The organism is Pseudomonas sp. 58 R 12 (genome assembly GCF_900005865.1).
GTDB classification, from domain to species: Bacteria; Pseudomonadota; Gammaproteobacteria; order Pseudomonadales; family Pseudomonadaceae; genus Aquipseudomonas; species Aquipseudomonas tritici.
The window spans coordinates 569,456-591,384 of record NZ_CVTP01000016.1 but is presented as its reverse complement, the minus strand read 5'-3'; the positions used below and the strand labels follow the sequence as shown (position 1 = coordinate 591,384).

The window sequence follows — 21,929 nt, the reverse complement described above, 5'->3', positions numbered from 1 at the left end:
TTATGCCTACCCCCCTTGCGAGCCTCGGTTACGGCCTGGGTTTACGCAGTGAGTACTACCCGCAGATTCTTGAACAGTCGCCGCCCGTGGATTGGTTTGAAGTGATCTCCGAGAATTATCTGGTCCAGGGCGGTAAAGCCTTGTACTACCTGGATGCGATAGCCGAGCGCTATCCCCTGGTGATGCACGGCGTGTCCTTGTCCATCGGCGGGCCCCATGCCCTCGATACCGATTACCTGAAGCAAATCAAACAGCTCGCCGAGCGTATCCAGCCGGCATGGATTTCCGATCACCTGTGCTGGAGCCGCGGCAGCGCCCACCAGTTACATGACTTGCTGCCGCTGCCTTACACCGAAGAAAGCCTCTACCACGTCGCTGCCCGCGTGCGCCAAGTACAGGACGTGTTGCAACGCCCTCTGGTGCTGGAAAATGTCTCCAGTTATGTGCGCTCCAAGGCCGACGAATTCACCGAGTGGGAGTTCCTCAACGCGTTGGCTCACTTGTCGGGGTGCCAGTTGTTGCTGGACGTCAACAATGTGTATGTCAGCTCGCGCAATCATGGCTTCGACGCTTGGACGTTTATTCGTAACCTGCCACCTGAGAGCATCCGCCAGCTGCACCTGGCGGGGCATATGGACTACGGCGACTACGTGGTCGACACCCATGACCATCCTGTGTGTGACCCGGTGTGGGCGCTTTATCAACAGACGCTTGAGCACCTGGGGCCTGTGTCGACGCTACTGGAGCGCGACGACCATTTCCCACCCTTTGAAGAGCTGCTCACCGAATTAAGCAAGGCCCGTGAGTTGGGCGCTAAGGCCCTGGCCGGGAGGCATTTATGCGCCTGACCGATTGGCAGCTGGCCTTCGAACAGCACCTGTTAGCCGAAACACCGACCGCCAGCAGTGGCTTCGCCGCCAGTTTGCTGGGTGGGCCGACGCTGGATGTGGACACGGGCCTGGCGATTTACCACAACGCCTATATCGCGCGGCTGCAGGAAGTTTTGCGGCATGACTTCCGCGCTATCCATTATTGGTTGGGCGATGATGAATTCGCCTCGCTGACCCAGGCCTATGTGCGCCGTTACCCATCGGCCCATTACAGCCTGCGCTGGCTGGGTCAGCGTTTCCCTGGGTTTATCCTTGAGCATTTGGTGGCGGCACAAAGTGCGCCGCTGGCGGAACTGGCGCGGTTGGAGTGGGCGTTTACCCTGGCCTTTGATGCACCGCAGGGCGAAGCGCTGACGCTGAACGATATGGCGTTGTTGCCACCTGAAGAATGGCCAGTGTTGCAGGTCACCCTGGCGCCATCGGTGCAACAAGTGCTGTGTCATTTCAATAGCGTGGCGATCTGGCGCGCCAGCAAGGACGAGTCGGATTTTCCCGACAGCCAGGCGTTGAGCCCGGCACAGATCTGCCTGGTGTGGCGCCATCAGAATGTTTGCCATTACCGTAGCCTGGAACCTGAAGAAGCCTGTGCCCTGGCGGGAATGGCGACCACCGGCTGGACCTTTGCCGAACTGTGCGCAGCGTTGGCAGTCAGTTACGCAGAGGGTGCACCGTTGCAGGCCGTCACGTGGCTTAAACAATGGGTTCAGGACGGCTTGCTCGAGCGCCGGGCCTTATAGGCGAGCGCTATCAAATCGATAGCCTCCTACTTTGTCTTCGGATGGTCTACCCTCAAGCCAGACGTCTGAAACAAGGGGGGACTACTCATGCTCGCGCAACTTCCACCGGCCTTACAGAATCTTCAGCTACCGCTGCGTCTGCGACTCTGGGATGGCCATGAATTCAACTTGGGCCCCGAGCCCAGTGTGACCATCGTGGTGAAGGACCCCGCGGTTGTCAGCCAATTGACCCATCCCACGCTCAACTTACTGGGCGAAGCCTTTATCGAAGGCAAGCTGGAGCTGGAAGGCTCTATTGCCGAAGTGATCCGGGTGTGTGATGAACTGAGTCACGCGCTGGTGCACGACGATGAAACCCGTCCGGTGCGCTCGATTCACGATAAGGCCACTGACGCAGCCGCTATTTCCTACCATTACGACTTGTCCAACGCGTTCTACCAGCTGTGGCTGGACCAGGACATGGCGTACTCCTGCGGGTATTTCGAAACCGGCAGCGAATCCATCGATCAGGCCCAACAAGACAAATTCCGCCACTTGTGCCGCAAATTGCGGTTGCAGGCCGGCGAGTACTTGCTGGACGTCGGTTGTGGCTGGGGCGGCTTGGCGCGTTTTGCCGCGCGGGAGTTCGGGGTCAAGGTGTTTGGCATCACCTTGAGTAAAGAGCAGTTGGCACTGGCCCGCGAGCGGGTGAACGCCGAGGGCCTGGGAGATCAGGTGGACCTGCAACTGCTCGACTACCGCGACCTGCCGCAAGACGGTCGTTTCGACAAGGTGGTCAGCGTGGGCATGTTTGAACACGTCGGCCACGCCAATCTGGCGGAGTATTGCAAGACGTTGTACGGCGCCGTGCGTGAAGGCGGCCTGGTGATGAACCACGGCATTACCGCCAAGCACACCGACGGTCGCCCTGTGGGCCGTGGCGCGGGGGAGTTTATCGAGCGTTATGTGTTCCCCAACGGCGAGCTGCCGCACCTGGCGATGATGACCGCCGAAATCAGTGAAGTCGGGCTGGAAGTGGTCGACGTCGAGAGCCTGCGCCTGCACTACGCCCGCACGCTGGACCATTGGAGCGAGCGCCTGGAAGACAACTTGGAAGCGGCGGCGAGGATGGTGCCGGAGCAAGCGTTGCGCATTTGGCGGTTGTACCTGGCTGGTTGCGCGTATGCGTTTGCGCGGGGCTGGATAAATCTGCATCAAATCCTTGCAACCAAGCCCCATGCAGATGGCAGCCATGAACTGCCGTGGACGCGCGAGGATATTTATCGCTGATCGAGTTTCGGGTGAGGGATGTTATCCCAGGTGAGCGGGCGCGGGTCGATGACGTTGTTTGACGTCACGTGGAACCTGCCGTGCTGCTTGGGAATGTCTGGATCAACTTGCAGATAAGCCTGCTGTCCGAATACTTTGCTGGTTCTGTTGAAGGTGAGGTCATGCCGCGCCACGTTGCCACCCCAGTCTGGATGAGGGATGGAAAGGAAGGTTATCTCCCATCGTTCCCCACTGATTTCTCCCTTGATGACATAGACACCGTAGTGGTTTTCACCGGGGGAAATGATTTTGTAGACGCCGTTGTCGTAGAGATACACGACGGCGTCCTCAAAGGGTTTGGCGTCGTAAAGCACCTCGTACCGCAGGTAGATAATGTAGGTGGGGGCGCCGATATCTACCTCTATCGAGATGGCCGTCTGAGTGGGTCGTTGGGGTTGGTCCATCAATGAGGGTGCCATGATTAGCTCCAATTGTCGGAAGTGACAGATTTGAGCCTAGAGCAGGTGCTGCACGAATGAAGATGTCACTGGTCGGCTATCGACAAATCAGTCGTAAATCGGCCGTGCTGCCTACAATATGGGCGAAATCAGCCGCGCCACCCGCATACCCAGCTGTTGCAGGCGTCGGGTCTCGCGGCTTTCTTCCTGGCTGACCTCATGGGCCAGGGCGAAGTCGTCCAGCAGCATGTGCTCGACTTGTTTAGCGAACGCTTCGTCGACCGTCAGCAGCATCACTTCGAAATTCAACCGGAACGAGCGGTTGTCCATGTTGGCACTGCCGATGGCGCTGATTTCGCTGTCCACCAGCACCACCTTCTGATGCAGAAAACCTGGCGTGTAGCGGAACACGCGCACCCCGGCGCGCACGGCTTCGGCCGCATAAAGGCTGGACGCGGCGTAAACGATGCGGTGATCGGGCCGTGACGGCAGCAACAGGCGCACATCCACACCCCGCAGAACCGCCAGGCGCAGGGCGGCGAATACCGCCTCATCGGGCACAAAGTACGGGCTGGTGATCCACACGCGTTGGGTGGCTGCGTGAATGGCTTCTACGAAAAACAGTGAGCAGGTTTCATAAGGATCGGCGGGGCCGCTGGCGAGTAATTGGCAGAGCACGCCGTCCTCGGGGTAGGCGTCCGGCAGAATCAATGGCGGCAGTTCTCGCGCGGCCCAGAACCAGTCTTCGGCAAATGACTCCTGCAAGCACGCCACCACCGGGCCGGTGACCTGCACATGCGTATCACGCCACGGCGCCAGCGGCGGTTTTTTGCCCAAGTACTCATCGCCGACGTTATGCCCGCCCACAAACCCGGTGATGCCGTCCACCACCACGATCTTGCGATGGTTACGGAAGTTGACCTGGAAGCGATTAAGCCAGCCGCTGCGCGTGGCGAATGCTTTGATATGCACGCCGGCTTCACGCAGTGATTGCACATAGCGATGGGGCAGGGCGTGGCTGCCGATACGGTCGTACAGCACGTAAACGGCTATGCCCTGAGCGGCTTTTTTGTTCAACAAGGTGTGCAATTGGCGGCCCAGTTCGTCGTCATGAATAATGAAAAACTGGAACAGCACGGCGGTTTTCGCGTTTCGGATGGCTTCAAAAATCGCGCTGAAGGTCGCGTCGCCGTTCACCAGCAGACGCACCTCATTATTGGCCAGGCACGGCATGCGGCCCAGCTTGGGCATGGCGCGCAGCGAGGCGTAGGCGCTGGAGTTACGCGCAGCAAGTGCCTCCTCGACCCACGGGCGCCAATTGAGTGCGGTGATTGCCTTGTGCATTTCCTGGTTGGCCTGGCGACGCGCCTGGATGTAAGCATCGAACGTGCTGCGACCAAAGATCAGGTAAGGGATCAGCGTGAGGTAAGGCATGAACATCAGCGACAAGGCCCAGGCGATCGAGCCTTGGGCGGTCCTGACGGTCAGCACCGCATGAATCGCGGCGAGGGTCCCGAGAAAGTGCAGCGTGGCAATGAAGTAGGCAAGCAGATGCGGGCCAAAGAAATCCATGGACGACGGTACTCCAGGCAATCCAATGCCTAACAGACCATGTCTGGTCACGAATGTCGCTATTTTATTTGCCGTGCAACACTGGCGCTTTTGCGGCGTCTAACGCCCACAATTGCCCAGGAGTTACCCGATGAATGCTCGTCTGCTAGGTTTGGCCATGGTTGTTGGTTTGTCGCTGCCCGTGGCAGCGCAGGCGCAGATGCTGGCGCCGGGCTTGTGGGAATTGACCACCAGCAATATGAAAGTCGATAACCAGGACCTGCCGGACTTGTCGCTGATCCTCGGTCAACTCAAGCAACAGATGACCCCCGAACAGCGCGCCATGCTCGAAAAACAAGGCATCACCATGGCCGGTAAAGGTGTGCAGGTGTGCCTTACACCGGCACAGGTGGCCTCCGATTCGATCCCCCTGACCGACCCGCAATCGGGCTGCAAACAGGAAGTGACCGACAAGACCGGCAACCAGTGGAAATTCCGCTTCAGTTGCCCGAAAGCCCAGGGCACGGGCGTGGCGACGTTCCAGAGTCAGAAGGAATTCACCACCACCGTCAACGGCACCTTCAATGCCACTGGCATCCAGCAGAAGGGCAGCCTGGACAGCCATGCCCAGTGGCTGGGTACCGATTGCGGTACGGTCAAGCCCCGCGCTTAACGCAGAAAATGCAGGGGTAAACCCTGACAGCTATCGACCACTTGGCCGTTGTGCCAGGCCAGGTGGCCGGATACCAGGGTGGTGCTGACGCTGTGGCGAAAGCTGCGTTCAGCGAAGGGCGTCCAGCCGCAGCGGGCCAGGATCGGCTGGCTGCTGACGGGCTTTCCCTCGGGCTCTGGTTTGATCAGTACCAGATCGGCCCAATACCCTTCGCGTAGATAACCTCGGTCCGGGATGGCAAACAGGTCGGCGACCCGGTGGCTGGTCTTCGCTACCAAGGTGGTGATGGGCAGCAGCCCGTCCGCAACCAACTCCAGTAATGCCGGCAAGGCGTGCTGCACCAACGGCAGCCCTGACGGCGCTTCGCGATATCCCAGCTGTTTTTGCGCCCAGGTATGCGGTGCGTGGTCGCTGCCGATCACATCCAGACGATCACTCAACAACGCTTGGCGTAAGGCGTCGCGGTCGGCGCGGGTCTTGATCGCCGGGTTGCATTTGATCTGGTGGCCGAGGCGGTGATAGTCGCGGTCATCGAACAGCAGATGATGCAGGCAGACTTCGGCGGTGATGCGTTTTTCGGCCAGTGGCTTGTCTTCGAATAGCGCCAGCTCACGGGCGCTGGTCAGGTGCAATACGTGCAGGCGGGTGCCATGACGCTTGGCCAATTCCACCGCAAAAGATGAGGAGCGATAGCACGCCTCGGCATCGCGGATCAGCGGGTGCGCGACGGCGGGGATGTGCTCGCCGAAGCGTTCGCGCAGGCGCAGCTCGTTGGCCTGGATGCTCGGCGTGTGCTCGCAATGGGCCAACAGAATGGTCGGCACTTCGGCGAACAGACGTTCCAGGATGCGTGGATCGTCCACCAACATGTTGCCGGTCGAGGCGCCCATGAACACTTTGACCCCGGCCACCTCCCGCGGGTCGAGCGCGGCGACGGTGTCGAGGTTGTCGTTGCTCACGCCGAAGTGAAAGCCATAGTTGGCCACCGAGTGCAGGGCGGCGCGGCGTTTTTTATCGGCCAGGGCATCAAGGTTCAGGGTAGCCGGGCTGGTGTTGGGCATGTCCATGAAGCTGGTGATGCCACCGGCCACCGCGGCGCGGGATTCGCTGTAGAAGCTGCCTTTGTCCGGTGCCCCGGGGTCGCGAAAATGCACTTGGTCATCAATCATGCCCGGCAGCAGCCACTGGCCCTGGGCGTCGATGGCCACGGGCGCGTTGCAGCCTTCGATGCTGCTGGCGATCTTCTCGATACGACCATTGGCAACAAAGACATCGGCGTCGAATGCCTGCCCTTCATTCACCAGGCGGGCGTTGCGGATCAGCAGGCGGCTCATGGTTCAGAACTCGTTTTGCAGGGCTTTGTAGCCGCGCACCAGATCGACATTGGTGCGTGCCACGTCTTCGGAGAACTCCGAGGCACTGACACTCACCGGCGGGAATTGCGACAGGTCGGTGGTGGGCCCGATGCGGGTGGTGGAGGGCACGTAGAACGCGGCGGGCAAGTCGCGCCCGTCGACCACCGAGTTATGGCGCACCACGCAGCCGTCGCCCACGGCGCAGTTGAACAGCACGCTGTTGAAACCGATGAACACGCGGTCGCCAACGCTGCACGGGCCGTGGACGATGGAACGGTGGGCGATGGAAGTAAATTCTCCGATGGTCACCGCCGCGCCGGACTTGGAATGGATGACCACGCCGTCCTGGATGTTGGAGTTGGCACCGATGGTGATCGGGTCCATGGCGCCGCTGGCGTCGACTTCGTCGGCACGGATCACGGCGTAGGGGCCGACGAAGACGTTCTCGCCAATGATGACTTTGCCGCAGATGATCGCGGTCTTGTCGACATAGGCGGATTCGGCAATCACGGGCAGATCGCCCGACGGGTTCTTGCGGATCATGGCTTGCCCAACGCGGCGCACAGGGTGTTGAGGTTGTATTCGAACAGTCCTGTGAAGGTGCTGGCCGGGCCTTCCGCGGCGAGGGCGTCGGAGTACAACGTGCCGCCGATCTGCGCGCCGCTTTCATCAGCGATCTGCTTGAGCAGGCGCGAATCCTTGATGTTTTCCATGAACACGGCTTTGACGTTGTCTTTGCGGATCTGCGTGATCAGCGCGGCCACTTCGGCAGCGGACGGCTCACGTTCGGTGGACAGGCCTTGGGGGGCGAGGAACTCGATACCGTAAGCCTGGCCCAGGTAACCGAAGGCGTCGTGTGAGGTGACGATGCGGCGGTTACCGGGTGGCAGCGCGCCGAACTTGGTCTTGGCCTCGGCGAGCAGGCGGTAGATTTCTTTTAGGTAGGTTTGGCTGTTGCGCTGATAGTCGGCCTTGTTGGCGGGGTCGGCAGCGATCAGCGCCTTGGTGATGTTGTTCACGTAGATTTCGGCATTGGCCAGGTTATGCCAGGCGTGTGGGTCGGGAATGGTTTCGCCGTCTTCATCCATGGTGTGAGAGATCACGCCTTTGCTGGCAGTGACTACGGTGGCTTTGGTTTCGGTGCTCGTCACCAGGCGGTCCAGCCAAGGCTCGAAGCCGAGGCCGTTCTTGATGATGACTCTGGCCGTGAGCAGCGCTTTAGCATCGTCCGGCGTTGGCTCATAGGTATGGGCGTCGGCGTCGGGGCCGACCATGTTGCTGATCTGGATGTGATCGCCACCGATCTGGTGAGTGATGTCATCGAGGATGCTGAAGCTGGTAACCACCTGAAGCTTGTCTGCGGCCTGAGCCGTCGATAACGACAAGACGAGACTGAACAGCACGAATAGAGCGCGCATCGGGAAACACCTCATTGGGATGACAGCAAAGGCGGGCGGCGCAGCAAGCCGTGCACCGGACCGAAAACCACGGACAGCAGATACCCGGCACCCGCCACCAGCACGATGGCCGGGCCGCTGGGCAACGAGTAGTAGAACGACAGCAACAAACCCAGCCACACCGACACGCATCCCAGCACTGCCGATACTGCGATCAACACCGGCAAGCGCCGGCTCCAGAAACGTGAAGCGATGGCCGGCAACATCATCAGGCCCACCACCATCAAGGCGCCGATGGCCTGGAAGCCGATCACCAGGTTCAGCACCACCAGGGTCAGGAACAGCCCGTGGGCCAGTGGGCCGAGGCGGCTGACGGTTTGCAGGAACAGCGGGTCGAGGGTGTCCAGCAGCAGCGGCTTGTAGATCACAGCCATGACGCTCACGCTGAAACCTGTGACCCAGAGCATGCCAGTGAGGGTGGTTTGGTCCACGGCCAAGGCGGAGCCGAACAGCAGGTGCAGCAGGTCCAGGCGCTTGCCGGCGATGCCGAGGATCAGCACGCCGGCGGCGAGCGAGATGGGGTAGAGGGCGGCGAGGCTGGCGTCTTCGCGCAGGCCGGTGCGGCGGGTGATCCAAGCGGACAGTCCAGCCATGCTAAGGCCCGCGCCGAGGCCACCGATGGTCAAGGCGGGCAGGCTGAGGCCGGCAAACCAGAACCCAAGCGCGGCGCCGGGCAGAATGCCGTGGGCGACGGCGTCACCGATCAGGCTCATGCGCCGCAGGATCAAAAACACGCCCAACGGTGCGGTGCTGCAGGCGAGCACCAGGCCGCCAATCAAGGCGCGACGCATGAACACGAAATCAACGAATGGCATCCACAGGTGGGCGGCGAAATGCATCAGGCCACCTGCATCTGAGGCTTCGGGCGGATCAGCTCTTTGCTCGGACCAAACACGCAGCCGGTGCTTTTGATGTGCACCACTTGCTGGGTGTGCTGGCGCACGGATGCAAGGTCATGGCAGACGACGATCAGCGTGCGGCCTTGCGCGTGCCAGGCGTGGATGTGTTTCCAGCACAGTGCCTGGCCTTCTTCGTCGAGGGCGGCGTGAGGCTCGTCGAGCAGCAACACGGGCGCTTCGGCCAGGCTCATACGGGCGAGCAGGGCGCGCTGCAATTCGCCACCGGACAAGGCCATCAGCGGGCGGTGCTCCAGGCCGCTGAGGCACCAGTCTTGCAATACCGCCTCTAGGCGCTGGCTGCGTTGTTGTGGGGAGAGTTGAGTGCCCCAGAAACCGGCGGCGACCAATTCTTGAAGGCTGATGGGGAACTGGCGGTCGAGCTGTTGCTGTTGGGGCAGGAACGACAGGCCGCCACGGCGTGGAACGTCCACGCTGACTTTGCCCGCCAGAGGTTTTTGCAGGCCGGCGATAACCTTGAGCAGGCTGCTTTTACCGGTGCCGTTGGCTCCGATGATGCCGGTCAGGCTGCCTTTTTCCAGGGTGAGGTTTATGGCGGGTGTCAGTGGTTGGCCGGGGGCGCCCCAGCGCAAAGCGGTGCAGGTGATCATGCAGGGTTTCTCGTCCAGCGGCTTTCAGCCACGGCATCGTGCGCGTGCAGGCTTTCGGCGTGGATCACTTTCAGGTGGAAGGCTTTGACGGCATCCGAGCGTTTCAAGGCGAGGTTGAGGCGGCGGGCGGCGTCTTCGCAGAACATCAGGTTCTGCCCATTGGCCAGGGCGAAGGCTTGTTCGTCCGCACGTTTTACAGCGGTTTGTACGGCGGTGCCGAGGGCGGCTTCGACCTTATCGATCAACTCTGTAATAGGTAATTGCTCGCCTTGCAGCTGAACATGCAATTGCGCATTGCTGCGCTGGCTGTGGGGCGTGGCGACGATGCCGTTGGCGCTGCCGAGCCAGGTCAACACGTCGTCGTGCCGCAACGGAGTGTTGGCGAAATCTTCGAGAAACTGCTGCTGAATCAACTGCCTGGCGAGGGCAGCGGAGCACGGGCACGTCGAGGAATAAGTAACGTCAATTTTTAGTTCCACGTGGAACATCTGGTTTTCGAGACGCGCTTCGATGCTGATCGGGTAGCGCTTCCACCCAGCCAAGGGGCTGACTAGGGCGGCGCGTTTCAGCAGCAAATCGGTGTGGATACGCAGGTAGGCGTTCTTAGATAAACCTTCATGACTGTCGAGAAAACGCTGCAGTACATTACGCAGATGTGCAGGCGTAAGAGACTGCTGGTCGAGCATCTCCAGCGCCAGGTACAGGCGTGACATATGAATGCCACGGGCGTTGCCATCGTCCAGGCTCACGCCAGCGTCGGCGGTGGCCGTCAGGTTCTGGCCGTTGATCAGGATCGGCAACGCGATGCCGCACATGCCCACCCAATCGAGTGGCAAGGCTTGGCGTGAAGCCTGCGCGGCGATATCCGGCAGAGTCAGCGCATTCATGAGCAGGTCCATCGTTGGAAATAAAAAGACATGTTATATTATAACTATCGAGTCGACGATGATTTTTCTGCTCCAACCTTTTTTCAGTCATGTCGAGTAGGGACGCTCCTTCATTTGCGGTATCCGTATGCACAGACGTCAGCTCCTGAACCTGCTCTTGGCCAGCCCTCTTTTCACGCTGCCGTTTGCGGCCCACGCCACGCAGATACGCAACGCCCGCTTGTGGCGCTCGGACGACAAGCTGCGGCTGGTGTTCGACCTCAGCGGCCCGGTGCAATACAAGACGTTTACCCTGAGCGCACCGGAGCGTTTGATCATCGACCTGAGCGGCGCCGGGCTCAGTGGTGATTTCACTCAGTTGGCGTTGAAGAACAGCGGGATCACCTCAATCCGCTCCGGGCATTTCGGCAAAGGCGATACGCGCATCGTGCTGGACCTGGCGGCGCCGATGCAGCTCAACAGCTTTCTATTGCCGCCCCAGGACGGCCAGGGTCATCGCCTGGTACTGGACCTGACCAGCGCCACCCAGGCGCCTCGACAAATCGCCGCCGAACCTGCGCCGTTAGTGGATAAGGCGCACCCCAAGCGCGACATCATCGTGGTGGTCGACCCCGGCCACGGTGGCAAGGACCCAGGCGCCGTCGGCTCCAAAGGCCAGCGCGAGAAAGACGTGGTGCTGTCCATTGCCCAGTTGTTGGCCAAACGCTTGAAGCGCGAAAAGGGCTTTGACGTGAAGCTGGTGCGCAACGACGACTTCTTCGTACCGCTGCGCAAGCGCGTGGAAATCGCCCACAAGCACAATGCCGATATGTTCATCTCAGTGCATGCGGATGCCGCGCCACGCATCACCGCATCGGGCGCTTCGGTGTATGCCTTGTCCGAGGGCGGCGCCACTTCAGCCACGGCGCGATTCATGGCGCAACGGGAGAACGGCGCCGATTTGCTCGGGGCTACCAGTCTGCTCAATCTGAAGGACAAGGACCCGATGCTGGCCGGGGTGATTCTGGACATGTCGATGAACGCCACCATCGCCTCCAGCTTGCAGCTGGGCAGTTCGATTTTGGGCAGATTGGAAGGCATCACCAGCCTGCATCAGAAGCGCGTGGAACAAGCTGGGTTTGCGGTGCTCAAGTCACCGGACGTGCCGTCGATCCTGGTAGAGACCGGGTTTATTTCCAATGCAAGGGACAGCGCGCGCCTGGTTACCGCGCGCCATCAACAGGCGGTTGCGGATGGTCTGTTTGAAGGCCTGAAAAAGTATTTCCAGAAGAACCCACCGATGAACAGCTACATGGCGTGGGTGCAGGAGCAGAAGAACGGTCAGGTCTAACAGCCGGTCATGCGGCTGCAGGTGAATTTGGCGCTGGCGCCGCCCGAACTGGAAAACCGGTTGAGGGTGGTCCAGCCCACGCGCCGCGTGTAGCCGACCCATGCCTCACCGTCCGATGCCAACCCGGTAAAGAACGTCAGTTGCCCGTATCGGCTGTTGGTCTGTGCCCAATAGCGTTTGCCGATTACCTCGTACCCGCGCAAGTACGTGGTGCTGCCGACTGTCGCTACGCTGTAGGCGTTACCCAATGGGTCGACGCAGGCCAGCAGGTTGGCGCTGCGCGTGCAGTTGGCCAGCAGGCTCGGCGCTTGGGCGCAGGCAGTTCCTGCCGCCACCAATAACCGGGCGCACACCAAGTATTTCATCGGGTTTCTCACGGGTGGGAAAGTGTTCAAGCATTGCGCCCTTCGTCGTGGCAAGCAAGACAGGATTGGCTTATTTGTATTGTTATACTATAACATAAAAATACAGCCTGGCTTGACCGGGCGGCCTGATGAGAATGTCCTGATGCCCAATCGTCTCCCCGTTACTGTGTTGTCCGGCTTTCTCGGCGCCGGTAAAAGCACGCTGCTCAACTACGTCCTTCGCAACCGTGAGAACCTGCGGGTGGCGGTGATCGTCAACGACATGAGCGAAATCAACATCGACGGCAGCGAAGTCCAGCGCGACGTCACGCTCAACCGCGCCGAAGAAAAGCTGGTGGAAATGAGCAACGGCTGCATCTGCTGCACCTTGCGGGAAGATTTGCTGGAAGAAGTCGGAAAACTCGCCAAGGAAGGTCGGTTCGATTACCTGCTAATCGAATCCACCGGCATCTCCGAACCGTTGCCCGTGGCCGAAACCTTCACTTTTCGTGATGAAAACGAACAAAGCCTGACCGACATCGCGCGCCTGGACACCATGGTTACCGTGGTCGACGGGATGAACTTCCTGCTCGACTACCAGGCTGCCGAAAGCCTGGCCTCACGCGGCGAAACCCTCGGTGAAGAAGACGAACGCTCCATCACCGACCTGCTGATCGAGCAGATCGAATTCGCCGACGTGATCCTCATCAGCAAGATCGACCTGATCAGCAGCCGCGAACGCGAAGAGTTGATAGCGATCCTCGAGCGTCTTAATGCCCAGGCGGAAATCATCCCGATGGTCATGGGCGAAGTGCCTTTGCACAAGATCCTCAACACTGGGCGTTTCGACTTTGAACGCGCCGCCCAAGCCCCCGGCTGGTTGCAGGAACTGCGCGGTGAACATGTGCCGGAAACCGAAGAGTACGGCATCGCGTCCACCGCCTACCGTGCCCGCCGCCCCTTTCATCCGCAGCGTTTTTTCGACTTTATCGACCGACCCTGGGTTAACGGCAAACTGCTGCGCTCCAAGGGCTTTTTCTGGCTGGCCAGCAAGCACCAGGATGCAGGCAGTTGGTCCCAGGCCGGCGGCTTGATGCGCCATGGTTTTGCCGGCCGCTGGTGGCGCTTTGTGCCGAAAAGCCAGTGGCCGCAGGACGAAGAAAGCGTCGCGGCGATCATGGGTAACTGGCAACTGAGCACCGGCGATTGTCGCCAGGAACTGGTGTTTATCGGGCAGAACATTGATTTCGCCTTGATGCGCGTCGAGTTGGACGCCTGCCTGCTCAACGATGAAGAAATGGCCCTGGGCGTCGAAGGTTGGCGCCTGCTGGCCGATCCCTTTGGCCCTTGGTATGAAGAGGCAGCCGCCTGATGCTGGCCCCGGTGACTCCCCTGCGGCCCGTGATTCGCCAGGTCTTTGGTGAAACGCCGCTGGCGCTCTCTGACATTCTCGAAGACGGCGTGAACCTAGCGTTGTGGCAGCGCCAATTGCCGCTGCACATCGCTGAGTTCGGCGCCTTGCTGGTGGCGCTCAATGAGCCGCTGGCCGATTCCATGGTCATCGAGCTCAACAACGAAGACGCCCTGCCCAACTTGCAGGGCTTGGCGTCCAGTTGCCGCGATCTTGAAGGCTATGAAGGCTTTGTCGCCGATGTATCGTGGCTGGTCAGCGCGTTTGCCTGCTTACTGGGTGCCAAGCGCATTGGTGTGCGGCTGCGACTGTTGGACAAGGCCATGTGCCCGCGTTTTCACGTCGATCATGTGCCGGTGCGGCTGATCACCACCTATGCCGGCATCGGCAGCCAGTGGTTGCGCGAAGGCGTGATGGAGCGTCGCCAGCTGAGCCAACCGGACGCGGAGCCCAGCGAGCGTATCGAACAGATCCACTGCGGCGAAGTCGCCCTGCTCAAGGGCACCAAATGGCATGGCAACGAAGGCCACGGTTTGATTCACCGCTCGCCAGCCCTCAAAGCCGATGAACGCCGCTTGATCCTGACACTGGATTGGCTCGCATAACCGCGTAGGATCAACGCTCTACACGGTCCGAACGATGCCCCTCATGCTGCAGAACATTCCTACCCACGTGATTGCCGGGCCCCTGGGCGCCGGCAAGACCAGCCTCATCAAGCACCTGCTCGCCCAGCGTCCGGCACACGAGCGTTGGGCCGTGCTGATCAATGAGTTCGGGCAGATCGGCCTGGACGCCGCCTTGCTCACTCAGGATGACGACGGCATTGCCCTGGGCGAAGTCGCCGGAGGCTGTCTGTGCTGTGTGAATGGAGCCCCGTTTCAGGTAGGACTTGGTCGCTTGTTGCGCAAGGCCAAGCCTGATCGGCTGTTTATCGAACCGTCGGGCCTGGGCCATCCGGCGCAATTGCTCAAGCAACTGCGCGCAGCGCCGTGGCAGGAGGTGCTGGCCGTTCAGCCTTGCGTGATGGTGTTGGATGCGCAGGCCCTGGCGGCAGGCAAACCCTTACCGACAGCGCAACAGGAAGCGCTGGCCCATGCAGGACTGCTGGTATTGAACAAGGATGAAGCGCTGGACGCCGCACAGCGCCAGGCGATTGAGCAATTGTTACCGGAATGTCCGCTTTACTGGACGCGCCAGGCCCAGCTGCCTCTTGAGCAGTTGCCAGGCCTGCACGAACACGCGAGCCGCGCTGTGGATAACTTCGCAGTGCAAAAAGGCCTCGCGCAAATCCCGGCCATCTGGAGCGATCCCACGTTACCGATCTGCCTCAGCCAAGCCCAAGAGGGCGGCTGGAGTGTTGGCTGGCGCTGGCACCCGAGCCAGCAATTCGATGCGCAGCGGCTGTATCAATGGCTCACACACCTTGAATGGCGTCGCGCCAAGCTGGTTATCCACAGCACAGAAGGTTGGGTTTCCGCCAACGCTGTGGATAACAGCCCGCTCGCCTGGCAACCCAGTGAGTGGCGTCGTGATTCGCGGATCGAGTTGATTTTCAGCGAGCCACAAGACTTGGCCGCGTTGCAGGCTGCATTGGCGGCCTGCCGTCACTGACGGTTCTTGGTGCCGTGGTCTTGGCGCCACTGGCTCAATTCGATCACCTCGGCACTGGGCAGCGGCGTCTTGATCTCGAACGGGTAGGGTGCCAGTTCGATCTGTGCACTGTGGGCACCAAATTGGGTAATCGTCCCAGGATGGCGGGTTTCCCCGGTTACGGTGAATTCGAAATTGTAGATACGTGCCAGGCGCCGTCGACCGTTGGCATCCTTCACAAAACCGATGCGCTTGAGCGCCACCGCGCCGTCCAATAGTTCGATGTCGAGCTTGGCGCAATGCTGCTTGACCCGCTCCAGCGCCCGTTCGCGCAAGCCGTGGTTGTGCCACACCCAGGCGGCGCCGGTCGCCAGCAGCATCAACACGAAGATGTTTCCCAGGGTCAGCATGCGATGAACTCCAACAAAGTGAGAGCAGCTTAACTGTGTCGCCGGTCTGTCGTATAGGCCGTGTTTAGTCGCATACTGCGCGCCCAGAATTTCAACGGCTTGACGGAATCCCCTGCATGAAACGCACACCTCATCTGCTTGCGATCCAGTCTCATGTGGTCTTTGGCCACGCCGGAAACAGCGCCGCCGTGTTCCCCATGCAGCGGGTTGGGGTGAACGTCTGGCCATTGAACACAGTGCAGTTCTCTAACCATACGCAGTATGGCCAGTGGGCGGGCGAAGTGTTGGCGCCGCAGCAGATTCCGGCGCTGGTGGAAGGCATTGCCGCGATCGGCGAGCTGGGCAACTGCGACGCCGTGCTGTCCGGCTACCTCGGCAGCGCGGACCAGGGCCGGGCGATCCTCACCGGCGTGGCGCGCATCAAGGCCCTCAACCCCAAAGCCCTGTATTTGTGCGACCCGGTGATGGGCCATCCGGAGAAAGGCTGCATCGTGCCCCAGGAAGTCAGCGATTTCCTGCTGGACGAAGCCGCGGCCATGGCTGACTTCCTGTGCCCCAACCAGTTGGAGCTGGACAGCTTTGCCGGGCGCAAGCCGCAATCGTTGTTCGATTGCCTGGCCATGGCCAAAGCGTTGCTGGCGCGCGGGCCGAAGGCAGTATTGGTCAAGCATTTGGATTACCCCGGTAAGCTGCCGGATGGTTTCGAGATGCTGCTGGTGACCGCCGAAGGCAGCTGGCACCTGCGCCGACCGCTGCTGGCGTTTCCGCGTCAGCCAGTGGGCGTTGGCGATTTGACCTCGGGGCTGTTCCTGGCGCGCGTGTTGTTGGGCGATAGCCTGCTGGCCGCCTTTGAGTTCACCGCCGCAGCGGTGCATGAAGTGCTGCTGGAGACCCAGGCTTGCGCCAGTTACGAGCTGGAGCTGGTGCGCGCCCAGGATCGCATCGCCCATCCTCGGGTGCGTTTTGAAGCCACCGCCATCGGCCTGTAGGAACATTCCTGATTGAGCCAGGCAAAGGGCGTCCGGTACTATCAGGCGCCTCTTTGTCCCCTGTGCTTTTCAAGGAAGAACCATGTCGCATTTCCTACGGGCTTTTTCCGCGCTAAGCCTGGTTTCGCTGCTCAGCGCTTGCAGCATCAACGGTAGCTACCCGGACGCCACCGAACCCGATGCCGCCAAGTTGCGATTCGTCTCCAATACCCAAAATTCCACGCTCGACTTCTTCGACGCGCAGCACTGCGCAGGCCGCACCACCGGCATGCTCAACAACTCCCTGATGACCGACACCAAGCGTCGGGTTGGCATGATCGTGCCGCCGCCGGAAAAAGCCCGTGGCCTGCTGGAAGTGAAGCTGGCGCCTGGCAAGCCGCTATTCATGCGCATCAACACCAATGGCGGCGGCTATGTGTGTGCCAAGGCGATCAGCTTCACACCGGAAGCGGGCAAGGAATATGAAGTGACGTTCGACGTGGCGGGGGGCAGTTGCATCACGACCTTCCAACGCCTGCAACGCTTCAACGGTAAAGACGAGCGCATTCCGCAGCCGATGATCGAAACCCCGCTGCAAGCGTGCGCCGGCAGCACGCCGATGTTCCCCAAGCAGATTCCGGAAACGCCCAAGCGCGCTGCGCTGATCAACACCATCGTCGACACCAACGTGCAGTTGTTCAAGATGATGAACCCGGACACACCCGTCGAGCCGCCGTCGACACCCACGTCGCTTGAAGCGCAGATTGCCAAGCGTAAGGCGGCAATGGGCTCGTTCACGTTGCCAGAAGCCTACTGGACTCAATATCGGCAGAATTTCACACTGCTGAATGAAGAGGCGGCGGCGCAAGAGGCGCGGACGATGGGCCTCTATGTAGAGGTTTTTCGCTATCGACTAAGCGTCACCGAGGACGCCGTGTTGGAGCAATGGCTGAACCCGACGGACAACGCTACGCGCGATCTTGTGGCGGCGAACGACAAGGTGATGACGGCCTATTACACCAACACTCGCAAGTCAGTGATGATTGAAGTGCTCAACCATCACCTGGCGCGCATGGGGCAGTTGGATCAGCGCTTTGATGTGTGCGCGCACTTCGACAAGTGCTGGCACTACTGATGCCTACAGCGCGTCTGCCTTGATTTCCTGGTAGCGCTTTTCCAGCTCCTGGCGGATCTGGCGGCGCTGCTGGGCTTGCACGAACCGGCGCTTGTCTTCGCTGTTATGCGGTTGCAGCGGCGGTACGGCGGCCGGTTTGCGCTGGTCGTCCACGGCCACCATGGTGAAGAAGCAGCTGTTGGTATGGCGCACCGAGCGCTCGCGGATGTTCTCGGTTACCACCTTGATGCCCACCTCCATCGAGGTGTTGCCGGTGTAGTTGACCGACGCGAGGAACGTCACCAGTTCACCGACATGGATCGGCTCGCGGAAAATCACCTGGTCTACCGACAGCGTGACGACATAGCGGCCGGCATAACGGCTCGCACAGGCGTAGGCGACTTCGTCGAGGTATTTGAGCAGGGTACCGCCGTGGACATTGCCTGAGAAGTTGGCCATGTCAGGGGTCATCAATACCGTCATCGACAGCTGGGCGTTTCCGGGTTCCATAGCACACTCACGGGTTGTAGGCATTGGTTGGGGGGCACCTCTGCGGGTGCTGGAATCTTTGCAGCGCCATCCCTAACGGGACGCCGGTGGGCGGCTTGCCGTCACGCTTCTACCGATCTGTTTCCATATATTGCACCGGCTTTCTGCCGGAAGTCGCGGTGTTAACCTTCAAAAGTCCATCTCAGGGCATTTCTTACGATTAAGGCCGACTTTTCCTTCCGCTCTCTGCGACCGTTCAACGGCGTGCGGAAGTGGGAAAAGCGCCAGTACCCTCAAGGAGCCCCTCGCCATGCACGCCATCAGCTTTATTCAGGATTTGGCCGTGATCATGCTGGTGGCAGGGGTTGTCACCATCCTGTTTCACCGCCTCAAACAGCCGGTGGTGCTGGGCTACATCGTCGCCGGCTTCATTATCGGCCCCCACACCCCGCCGTTCGGCCTGATCCACGACGAAGACACCATCAAGACCCTCGCTGAGCTGGGGGTGATCTTCCTGATGTTCTGCCTGGGCCTGGAGTTCAGCCTGCGCAAGCTGTTCAAGGTGGGCGCCACGGCGTTTATCGCGGCTTTCCTGGAGATCATCCTGATGATCTGGATCGGCTACGAAATCGGCCAGTGGTTCGACTGGAATACCATGGATTCGCTGTTCCTCGGCGCGATCCTGGCGATTTCCTCCACCACTATCATCGTCAAGGCGCTCAATGACCTGAAGATGAAAAACCAGCGCTTCGCCCAGCTGATTTTTGGCGTGCTGATCGTGGAAGACATCCTCGGTATCGGCATCATCGCCTTGCTGTCGAGCATCGCCGTCAGCGGGACGGTCAGCTCCGGCGAGGTGTTTTCGACCGTCGGCAAGCTCTCGCTGTTCATGATCGTTGCGTTGGTTATCGGCATTTTGCTGGTCCCGCGTTTACTGGCCTACGTGGCCAAGTTCGACAGCAATGAAATGCTGTTGATCACCGTACTGGGCCTGTGTTTCGGGTTCTGCTTGCTGGTGGTCAAGCTGGAATACAGCATGGTGCTGGGCGCATTCCTGATCGGCGCGATCATGGCCGAATCCCGTCAGTTGGTTAAGATCGAGCGCTTGATCGAGCCGGTTCGTGACATGTTCAGCGCCATCTTCTTTGTGGCGATAGGCTTGATGATCGACCCGCAGATCCTGCTGCAATACGCCTGGCCGATTGCGGTGATCACCGTCGCCGTGGTGCTGGGCAAGATGTTGTCTTGCGGCCTGGGGGCGTTTATCGCCGGCAATGACGGCCGTACCTCACTGCGCGTAGGGATGGGGCTGTCACAGATTGGCGAGTTTTCCTTCATCATCGCGGCGCTGGGGATGACGTTGCAGGTGACCAGCGACTTCCTCTATCCCGTGGCGGTGGCAGTTTCGGCGATTACCACGTTGCTCACGCCGTACCTGATTCGCGGTGCCGACCCGTTGTCATTGAAGATCGCGGCGGTCATGCCCAAGCGCATGAGCCGGGTGTTCGGCATGTATGGCGAATGGCTGCGCAGCATTCAGCCACAGGGCGAGGGCGCGATGCTGGCGTCGATGATCCGCAAGATCATCCTGCAGGTGGGGGTGAACCTCGCGCTGGTGGTGGCGATCTTCTTTACCGGCAGTTTTTTTGCGGCGCGTATCGGTGGGTATCTGGAGGGTTGGATCAGTGATCCAAGCTGGCAGAAGGCGTTGATCTGGGGCGGGGCATTGTTGCTGTCGCTGCCATTCCTGATCGCGGCGTACCGCAAGCTCAAGGCGCTGTCGATGCTGCTGGCGGAGATGAGCGTAAAGCCGGAAATGGCCGGGCGGCATACCCAGCGCGTGCGGCGGGTGATTGCGGAGCTGATCCCAATCCTCTCGCTGCTGGTGATTTTCCTGCTATTGGCAGCCTTGTCGGCCAGTATTCTGCCGACCAACAAGTTGCTGGTGCTGATCGCCGTGGTCACGGCAGCGGTGGCGGCCGTGCTCTGGCGATGGTTCATCCGCGTGCATACGCGGATGCAGGTCGCTTTGCTGGAGACGCTGGATAATCACAAAGATACGCCAGAGCACTGACCCGGCCTGGGTGTGGACTCAGCTTTCCAGCCAGACGTCCCGCGCCCAGTGCCACACCGATTCCCAGGTTTCTTCGGTAACAAGCTCTTCTTCGCCGGACCACAGCACCACGGTGCCGTCTTCCTCGACGCAGTAATAGTCGTCACCGTCCTGGCAGATCGGGATCATGCTGCGATCAACGCCGGCATCCCAGGCGTTTGCCGCCACGTCCGGCAGGTAGGTGTGGGACTGTGGGTCGGTGACAGTCACCGGCTCCAGGCTGCCGTACACCACGTCGCTGACGGTCAGCAGGAATTCACGGAAGACAAACGGGATGTCGATGAACAGTTGTTCCTCGATTTCCACCAATTGGTCTTCATCAGGCAGTTCAAGGGGAACCGGGACCGGTTCGTTGGCTTCACGCAATTGTTCGATGATTTCTTCCACGGCCGGGATCCTCTTGCTAGATGGCGCGGTTTATAGGGGCGTTTTATACAGTAGCTCGCTATAAGTGCAACCGTGAAATAGAAAACCCCGGACAGGTCCGGGGTTTTTTGTGACTGCGTGCTCAAGCGTGCAGGGATCAGCCGTTCTGACGGATACCGGCGACCAGCCATGGCTGGTTGTCGCCTTGTGGGCGTTCCATGTTCCAGCTTTCGCTGAACACTTCACCCTGGTCGAAGCGCGAGGTCTTCGACACACCGCTGAACGTCAGGGTGGCGATGGTCTTGTCGGCGCGATCATCCACACCGTCCAGCTGTACGCGCAGGTCTTCGATGTAGGTCGACTGGAAAGCGTCGCCCAGGTCGGCACGTTCGCGCTTGAGGAACTCCAGCAGTTGCGGGGTGACGAACTCGGCGATCTTGTCCATTTCGTTGGCGTCCCAGTGCTGCTGCAGGGACTGGAAGTGGCTGCGGGCCGCTTCGACGAAACGTTCTTCGTTGAACCAGGCCGGTGCGTTGATCACCGGGCGGGCTGCAGCAGGTGCTGCCGAACCACCGAAGATCGAACCCATGGCTGGTTTTTGCTCGAACACTTCACGCTGCATCGGCGCGCCGGCTGGAGCCAGGTGCTCCTGCTGCTTGCGGCGACGGGCGGCGATAAAGCGGAAGATCACAAAGGCGATGACCGCCAGGATCAACATGTCGAAAATCTGCATGCCCTCGAAGCCGCCGCCCATGAACATGGACGCGAGCAGGCCACCGGCGGCGATACCGGCCAGAGGGCCTAACCAGCGCGAAGCACCGCCAGCCTTGGCAGCAGCGCCCGCAGCACCGGCTGCGCCTGCGGTAGCCGCAGCACCGCCGGCACCGGCGGATGGAGCCATTTGGCTGGTCTGGTGAGTCGGTGCTGCCCCCGAACTTTTGCCGCCACCGAAGCGCTTGGCGTTGGCGTCGATGCTCATCGTCAGGCCGATGCACAACGCCATGGCGATGCTAAGAAAACGTTTCATAAAG

General features: G+C 60.4%; 24 protein-coding genes. 11 read left to right on the top strand and 13 right to left on the bottom strand.

The genetic code is table 11. The features are described 5' to 3' along the window. The first annotated feature begins 2 nt into the window (after nt 1–2). The 3 genes from BFP95_RS12070 (at nt 3) to cfaB (ending at nt 2,896) form a co-directional block, all read left to right on the top strand. On the top strand, nt 3–848 hold the full coding sequence (locus BFP95_RS12070) for an MNIO family bufferin maturase (RefSeq protein WP_065875555.1): 846 nt from the start codon (nt 3–5) through the stop codon (nt 846–848). Beyond that, nucleotides 839–1,627 (top strand): HvfC/BufC N-terminal domain-containing protein, encoded by a 789-nt coding sequence (locus tag BFP95_RS12065; RefSeq protein WP_065891294.1) that lies wholly within the window; start codon nt 839–841, stop codon nt 1,625–1,627. The genes BFP95_RS12070 and BFP95_RS12065 overlap by 10 nt, the downstream gene beginning before the upstream one ends. A gap of 87 nt (nt 1,628–1,714) precedes the next feature. Further along, a complete protein-coding gene (cfaB, locus tag BFP95_RS12060; RefSeq protein WP_065891295.1) occupies nt 1,715–2,896 on the top strand; it encodes a C17 cyclopropane fatty acid synthase CfaB in 1,182 nt (393 codons plus the stop codon). Here the strand turns inward: cfaB and BFP95_RS12055 are convergent. Then, nucleotides 2,887–3,354 carry a hypothetical protein gene (locus BFP95_RS12055; RefSeq protein WP_225930662.1) on the bottom strand — a complete coding sequence of 156 codons (468 nt, stop codon included), beginning with the start codon at nt 3,352–3,354 and terminating at the stop codon, nt 2,887–2,889. The two genes, cfaB and BFP95_RS12055, sit on opposite strands and share 10 nt — an antisense overlap. Nucleotides 3,355–3,465: 111 nt before the next feature. Next, on the bottom strand, nt 3,466–4,905 hold the full coding sequence (gene cls / locus BFP95_RS12050; protein ID WP_065891296.1) for a cardiolipin synthase: 1,440 nt from the start codon (nt 4,903–4,905) through the stop codon (nt 3,466–3,468). Nucleotides 4,906–5,035: 130 nt separating this feature from the next. On the opposite strand from cls, the gene BFP95_RS12045 reads away from it, so the two are divergent. Further along, on the top strand, nt 5,036–5,557 hold the full coding sequence (locus BFP95_RS12045) for a DUF3617 domain-containing protein (protein WP_065875551.1): 522 nt from the start codon (nt 5,036–5,038) through the stop codon (nt 5,555–5,557). Here BFP95_RS12045 and BFP95_RS12040 read toward each other — a convergent pair. From BFP95_RS12040 to folE2, 6 genes are read right to left on the bottom strand one after another with little or no spacing between them, the layout of a single operon-like run. Continuing rightward, nucleotides 5,554–6,891, bottom strand: a complete 1,338-nt coding sequence (locus BFP95_RS12040; RefSeq protein ID WP_065875550.1) for a dihydroorotase — start codon at nt 6,889–6,891, stop codon at nt 5,554–5,556. The two genes, BFP95_RS12045 and BFP95_RS12040, sit on opposite strands and share 4 nt — an antisense overlap. Before the next feature lie 3 nt (nt 6,892–6,894). Next, complete coding sequence (locus tag BFP95_RS12035) at nt 6,895–7,455, bottom strand: gamma carbonic anhydrase family protein (RefSeq protein ID WP_049710848.1); 561 nt, start codon at nt 7,453–7,455, stop codon at nt 6,895–6,897. Continuing rightward, nucleotides 7,452–8,330, bottom strand: a complete 879-nt coding sequence (locus tag BFP95_RS12030) for a metal ABC transporter substrate-binding protein (RefSeq protein WP_065875549.1) — start codon at nt 8,328–8,330, stop codon at nt 7,452–7,454. Before BFP95_RS12030 ends, BFP95_RS12035 begins: the two co-directional genes overlap by 4 nt. 11 nt (nt 8,331–8,341) lie before the next feature. Next, nucleotides 8,342–9,208 (bottom strand): metal ABC transporter permease, encoded by an 867-nt coding sequence (locus BFP95_RS12025; RefSeq protein WP_065875548.1) that lies wholly within the window; start codon nt 9,206–9,208, stop codon nt 8,342–8,344. Next, nucleotides 9,208–9,876: a metal ABC transporter ATP-binding protein gene (locus tag BFP95_RS12020; protein ID WP_065910142.1), complete on the bottom strand. Its 669-nt coding sequence runs from the start codon at nt 9,874–9,876 to the stop codon at nt 9,208–9,210. The genes BFP95_RS12025 and BFP95_RS12020 overlap by 1 nt, the downstream gene beginning before the upstream one ends. Beyond that, nucleotides 9,873–10,763: a GTP cyclohydrolase FolE2 gene (folE2, locus tag BFP95_RS12015; RefSeq protein WP_065910140.1), complete on the bottom strand. Its 891-nt coding sequence runs from the start codon at nt 10,761–10,763 to the stop codon at nt 9,873–9,875. The genes BFP95_RS12020 and folE2 overlap by 4 nt, the downstream gene beginning before the upstream one ends. 127 nt (nt 10,764–10,890) lie before the next feature. On the opposite strand from folE2, the gene BFP95_RS12010 reads away from it, so the two are divergent. Continuing rightward, nucleotides 10,891–12,093: an N-acetylmuramoyl-L-alanine amidase gene (locus BFP95_RS12010; protein WP_065910138.1), complete on the top strand. Its 1,203-nt coding sequence runs from the start codon at nt 10,891–10,893 to the stop codon at nt 12,091–12,093. On the opposite strand, the gene BFP95_RS12005 is transcribed toward BFP95_RS12010, so the two are convergent. Beyond that, on the bottom strand, nt 12,090–12,458 hold the full coding sequence (locus BFP95_RS12005) for a glutamine synthetase (protein WP_065910136.1): 369 nt from the start codon (nt 12,456–12,458) through the stop codon (nt 12,090–12,092). The two genes, BFP95_RS12010 and BFP95_RS12005, sit on opposite strands and share 4 nt — an antisense overlap. A gap of 142 nt (nt 12,459–12,600) precedes the next feature. Between BFP95_RS12005 and zigA the strand changes: the two genes are divergently transcribed. The 3 genes from zigA to BFP95_RS11990 are packed head-to-tail and all read left to right on the top strand — an operon-like array spanning nt 12,601 to nt 15,459. Beyond that, the gene (gene zigA / locus BFP95_RS12000; RefSeq protein WP_065875543.1) at nt 12,601–13,809 is read left to right on the top strand and encodes a zinc metallochaperone GTPase ZigA; all 1,209 of its coding nucleotides are present in this window, start codon (nt 12,601–12,603) and stop codon (nt 13,807–13,809) included. Further along, nucleotides 13,809–14,453 (top strand): DUF1826 domain-containing protein, encoded by a 645-nt coding sequence (locus BFP95_RS11995; RefSeq protein WP_065875542.1) that lies wholly within the window; start codon nt 13,809–13,811, stop codon nt 14,451–14,453. The genes zigA and BFP95_RS11995 overlap by 1 nt, the downstream gene beginning before the upstream one ends. Before the next feature lie 43 nt (nt 14,454–14,496). Continuing rightward, complete coding sequence (locus BFP95_RS11990; protein WP_065910134.1) at nt 14,497–15,459, top strand: CobW family GTP-binding protein; 963 nt, start codon at nt 14,497–14,499, stop codon at nt 15,457–15,459. On the opposite strand, the gene BFP95_RS11985 is transcribed toward BFP95_RS11990, so the two are convergent. Further along, nucleotides 15,453–15,848, bottom strand: a complete 396-nt coding sequence (locus BFP95_RS11985) for a DUF3301 domain-containing protein (protein WP_015886608.1) — start codon at nt 15,846–15,848, stop codon at nt 15,453–15,455. The two genes, BFP95_RS11990 and BFP95_RS11985, sit on opposite strands and share 7 nt — an antisense overlap. A gap of 116 nt (nt 15,849–15,964) precedes the next feature. On the opposite strand from BFP95_RS11985, the gene pdxY reads away from it, so the two are divergent. Together pdxY and BFP95_RS11975 are read left to right on the top strand one after the other, a co-directional pair. Further along, nucleotides 15,965–16,837, top strand: coding sequence for a pyridoxal kinase PdxY (gene pdxY / locus BFP95_RS11980; protein ID WP_049710858.1), 873 nt, complete (start codon nt 15,965–15,967; stop codon nt 16,835–16,837). A gap of 82 nt (nt 16,838–16,919) precedes the next feature. Beyond that, on the top strand, nt 16,920–17,951 hold the full coding sequence (locus BFP95_RS11975) for a hypothetical protein (protein ID WP_065880318.1): 1,032 nt from the start codon (nt 16,920–16,922) through the stop codon (nt 17,949–17,951). A gap of 3 nt (nt 17,952–17,954) precedes the next feature. Here BFP95_RS11975 and BFP95_RS11970 read toward each other — a convergent pair whose 3' ends face one another. Beyond that, entirely contained in the window at nt 17,955–18,440 is a 486-nt protein-coding gene (locus tag BFP95_RS11970) for an acyl-CoA thioesterase (RefSeq protein ID WP_003177014.1), read from the bottom strand. Nucleotides 18,441–18,729: 289 nt separating this feature from the next. Here BFP95_RS11970 and BFP95_RS11965 point away from each other — a divergent pair, with 289 nt between their 5' ends. Next, entirely contained in the window at nt 18,730–20,493 is a 1,764-nt protein-coding gene (locus BFP95_RS11965) for a cation:proton antiporter (RefSeq protein ID WP_049710860.1), read from the top strand. A gap of 18 nt (nt 20,494–20,511) precedes the next feature. Here BFP95_RS11965 and BFP95_RS11960 read toward each other — a convergent pair whose 3' ends face one another. Together BFP95_RS11960 and BFP95_RS11955 are read right to left on the bottom strand one after the other, a co-directional pair. Then, the gene (locus tag BFP95_RS11960) at nt 20,512–20,919 is read right to left on the bottom strand and encodes an SMI1/KNR4 family protein (RefSeq protein WP_017739032.1); all 408 of its coding nucleotides are present in this window, start codon (nt 20,917–20,919) and stop codon (nt 20,512–20,514) included. A gap of 136 nt (nt 20,920–21,055) precedes the next feature. Next, nucleotides 21,056–21,925, bottom strand: a complete 870-nt coding sequence (locus BFP95_RS11955) for a Tim44 domain-containing protein (RefSeq protein ID WP_049710861.1) — start codon at nt 21,923–21,925, stop codon at nt 21,056–21,058. Between the last annotated feature and the right edge of the window lie 4 nt (nt 21,926–21,929).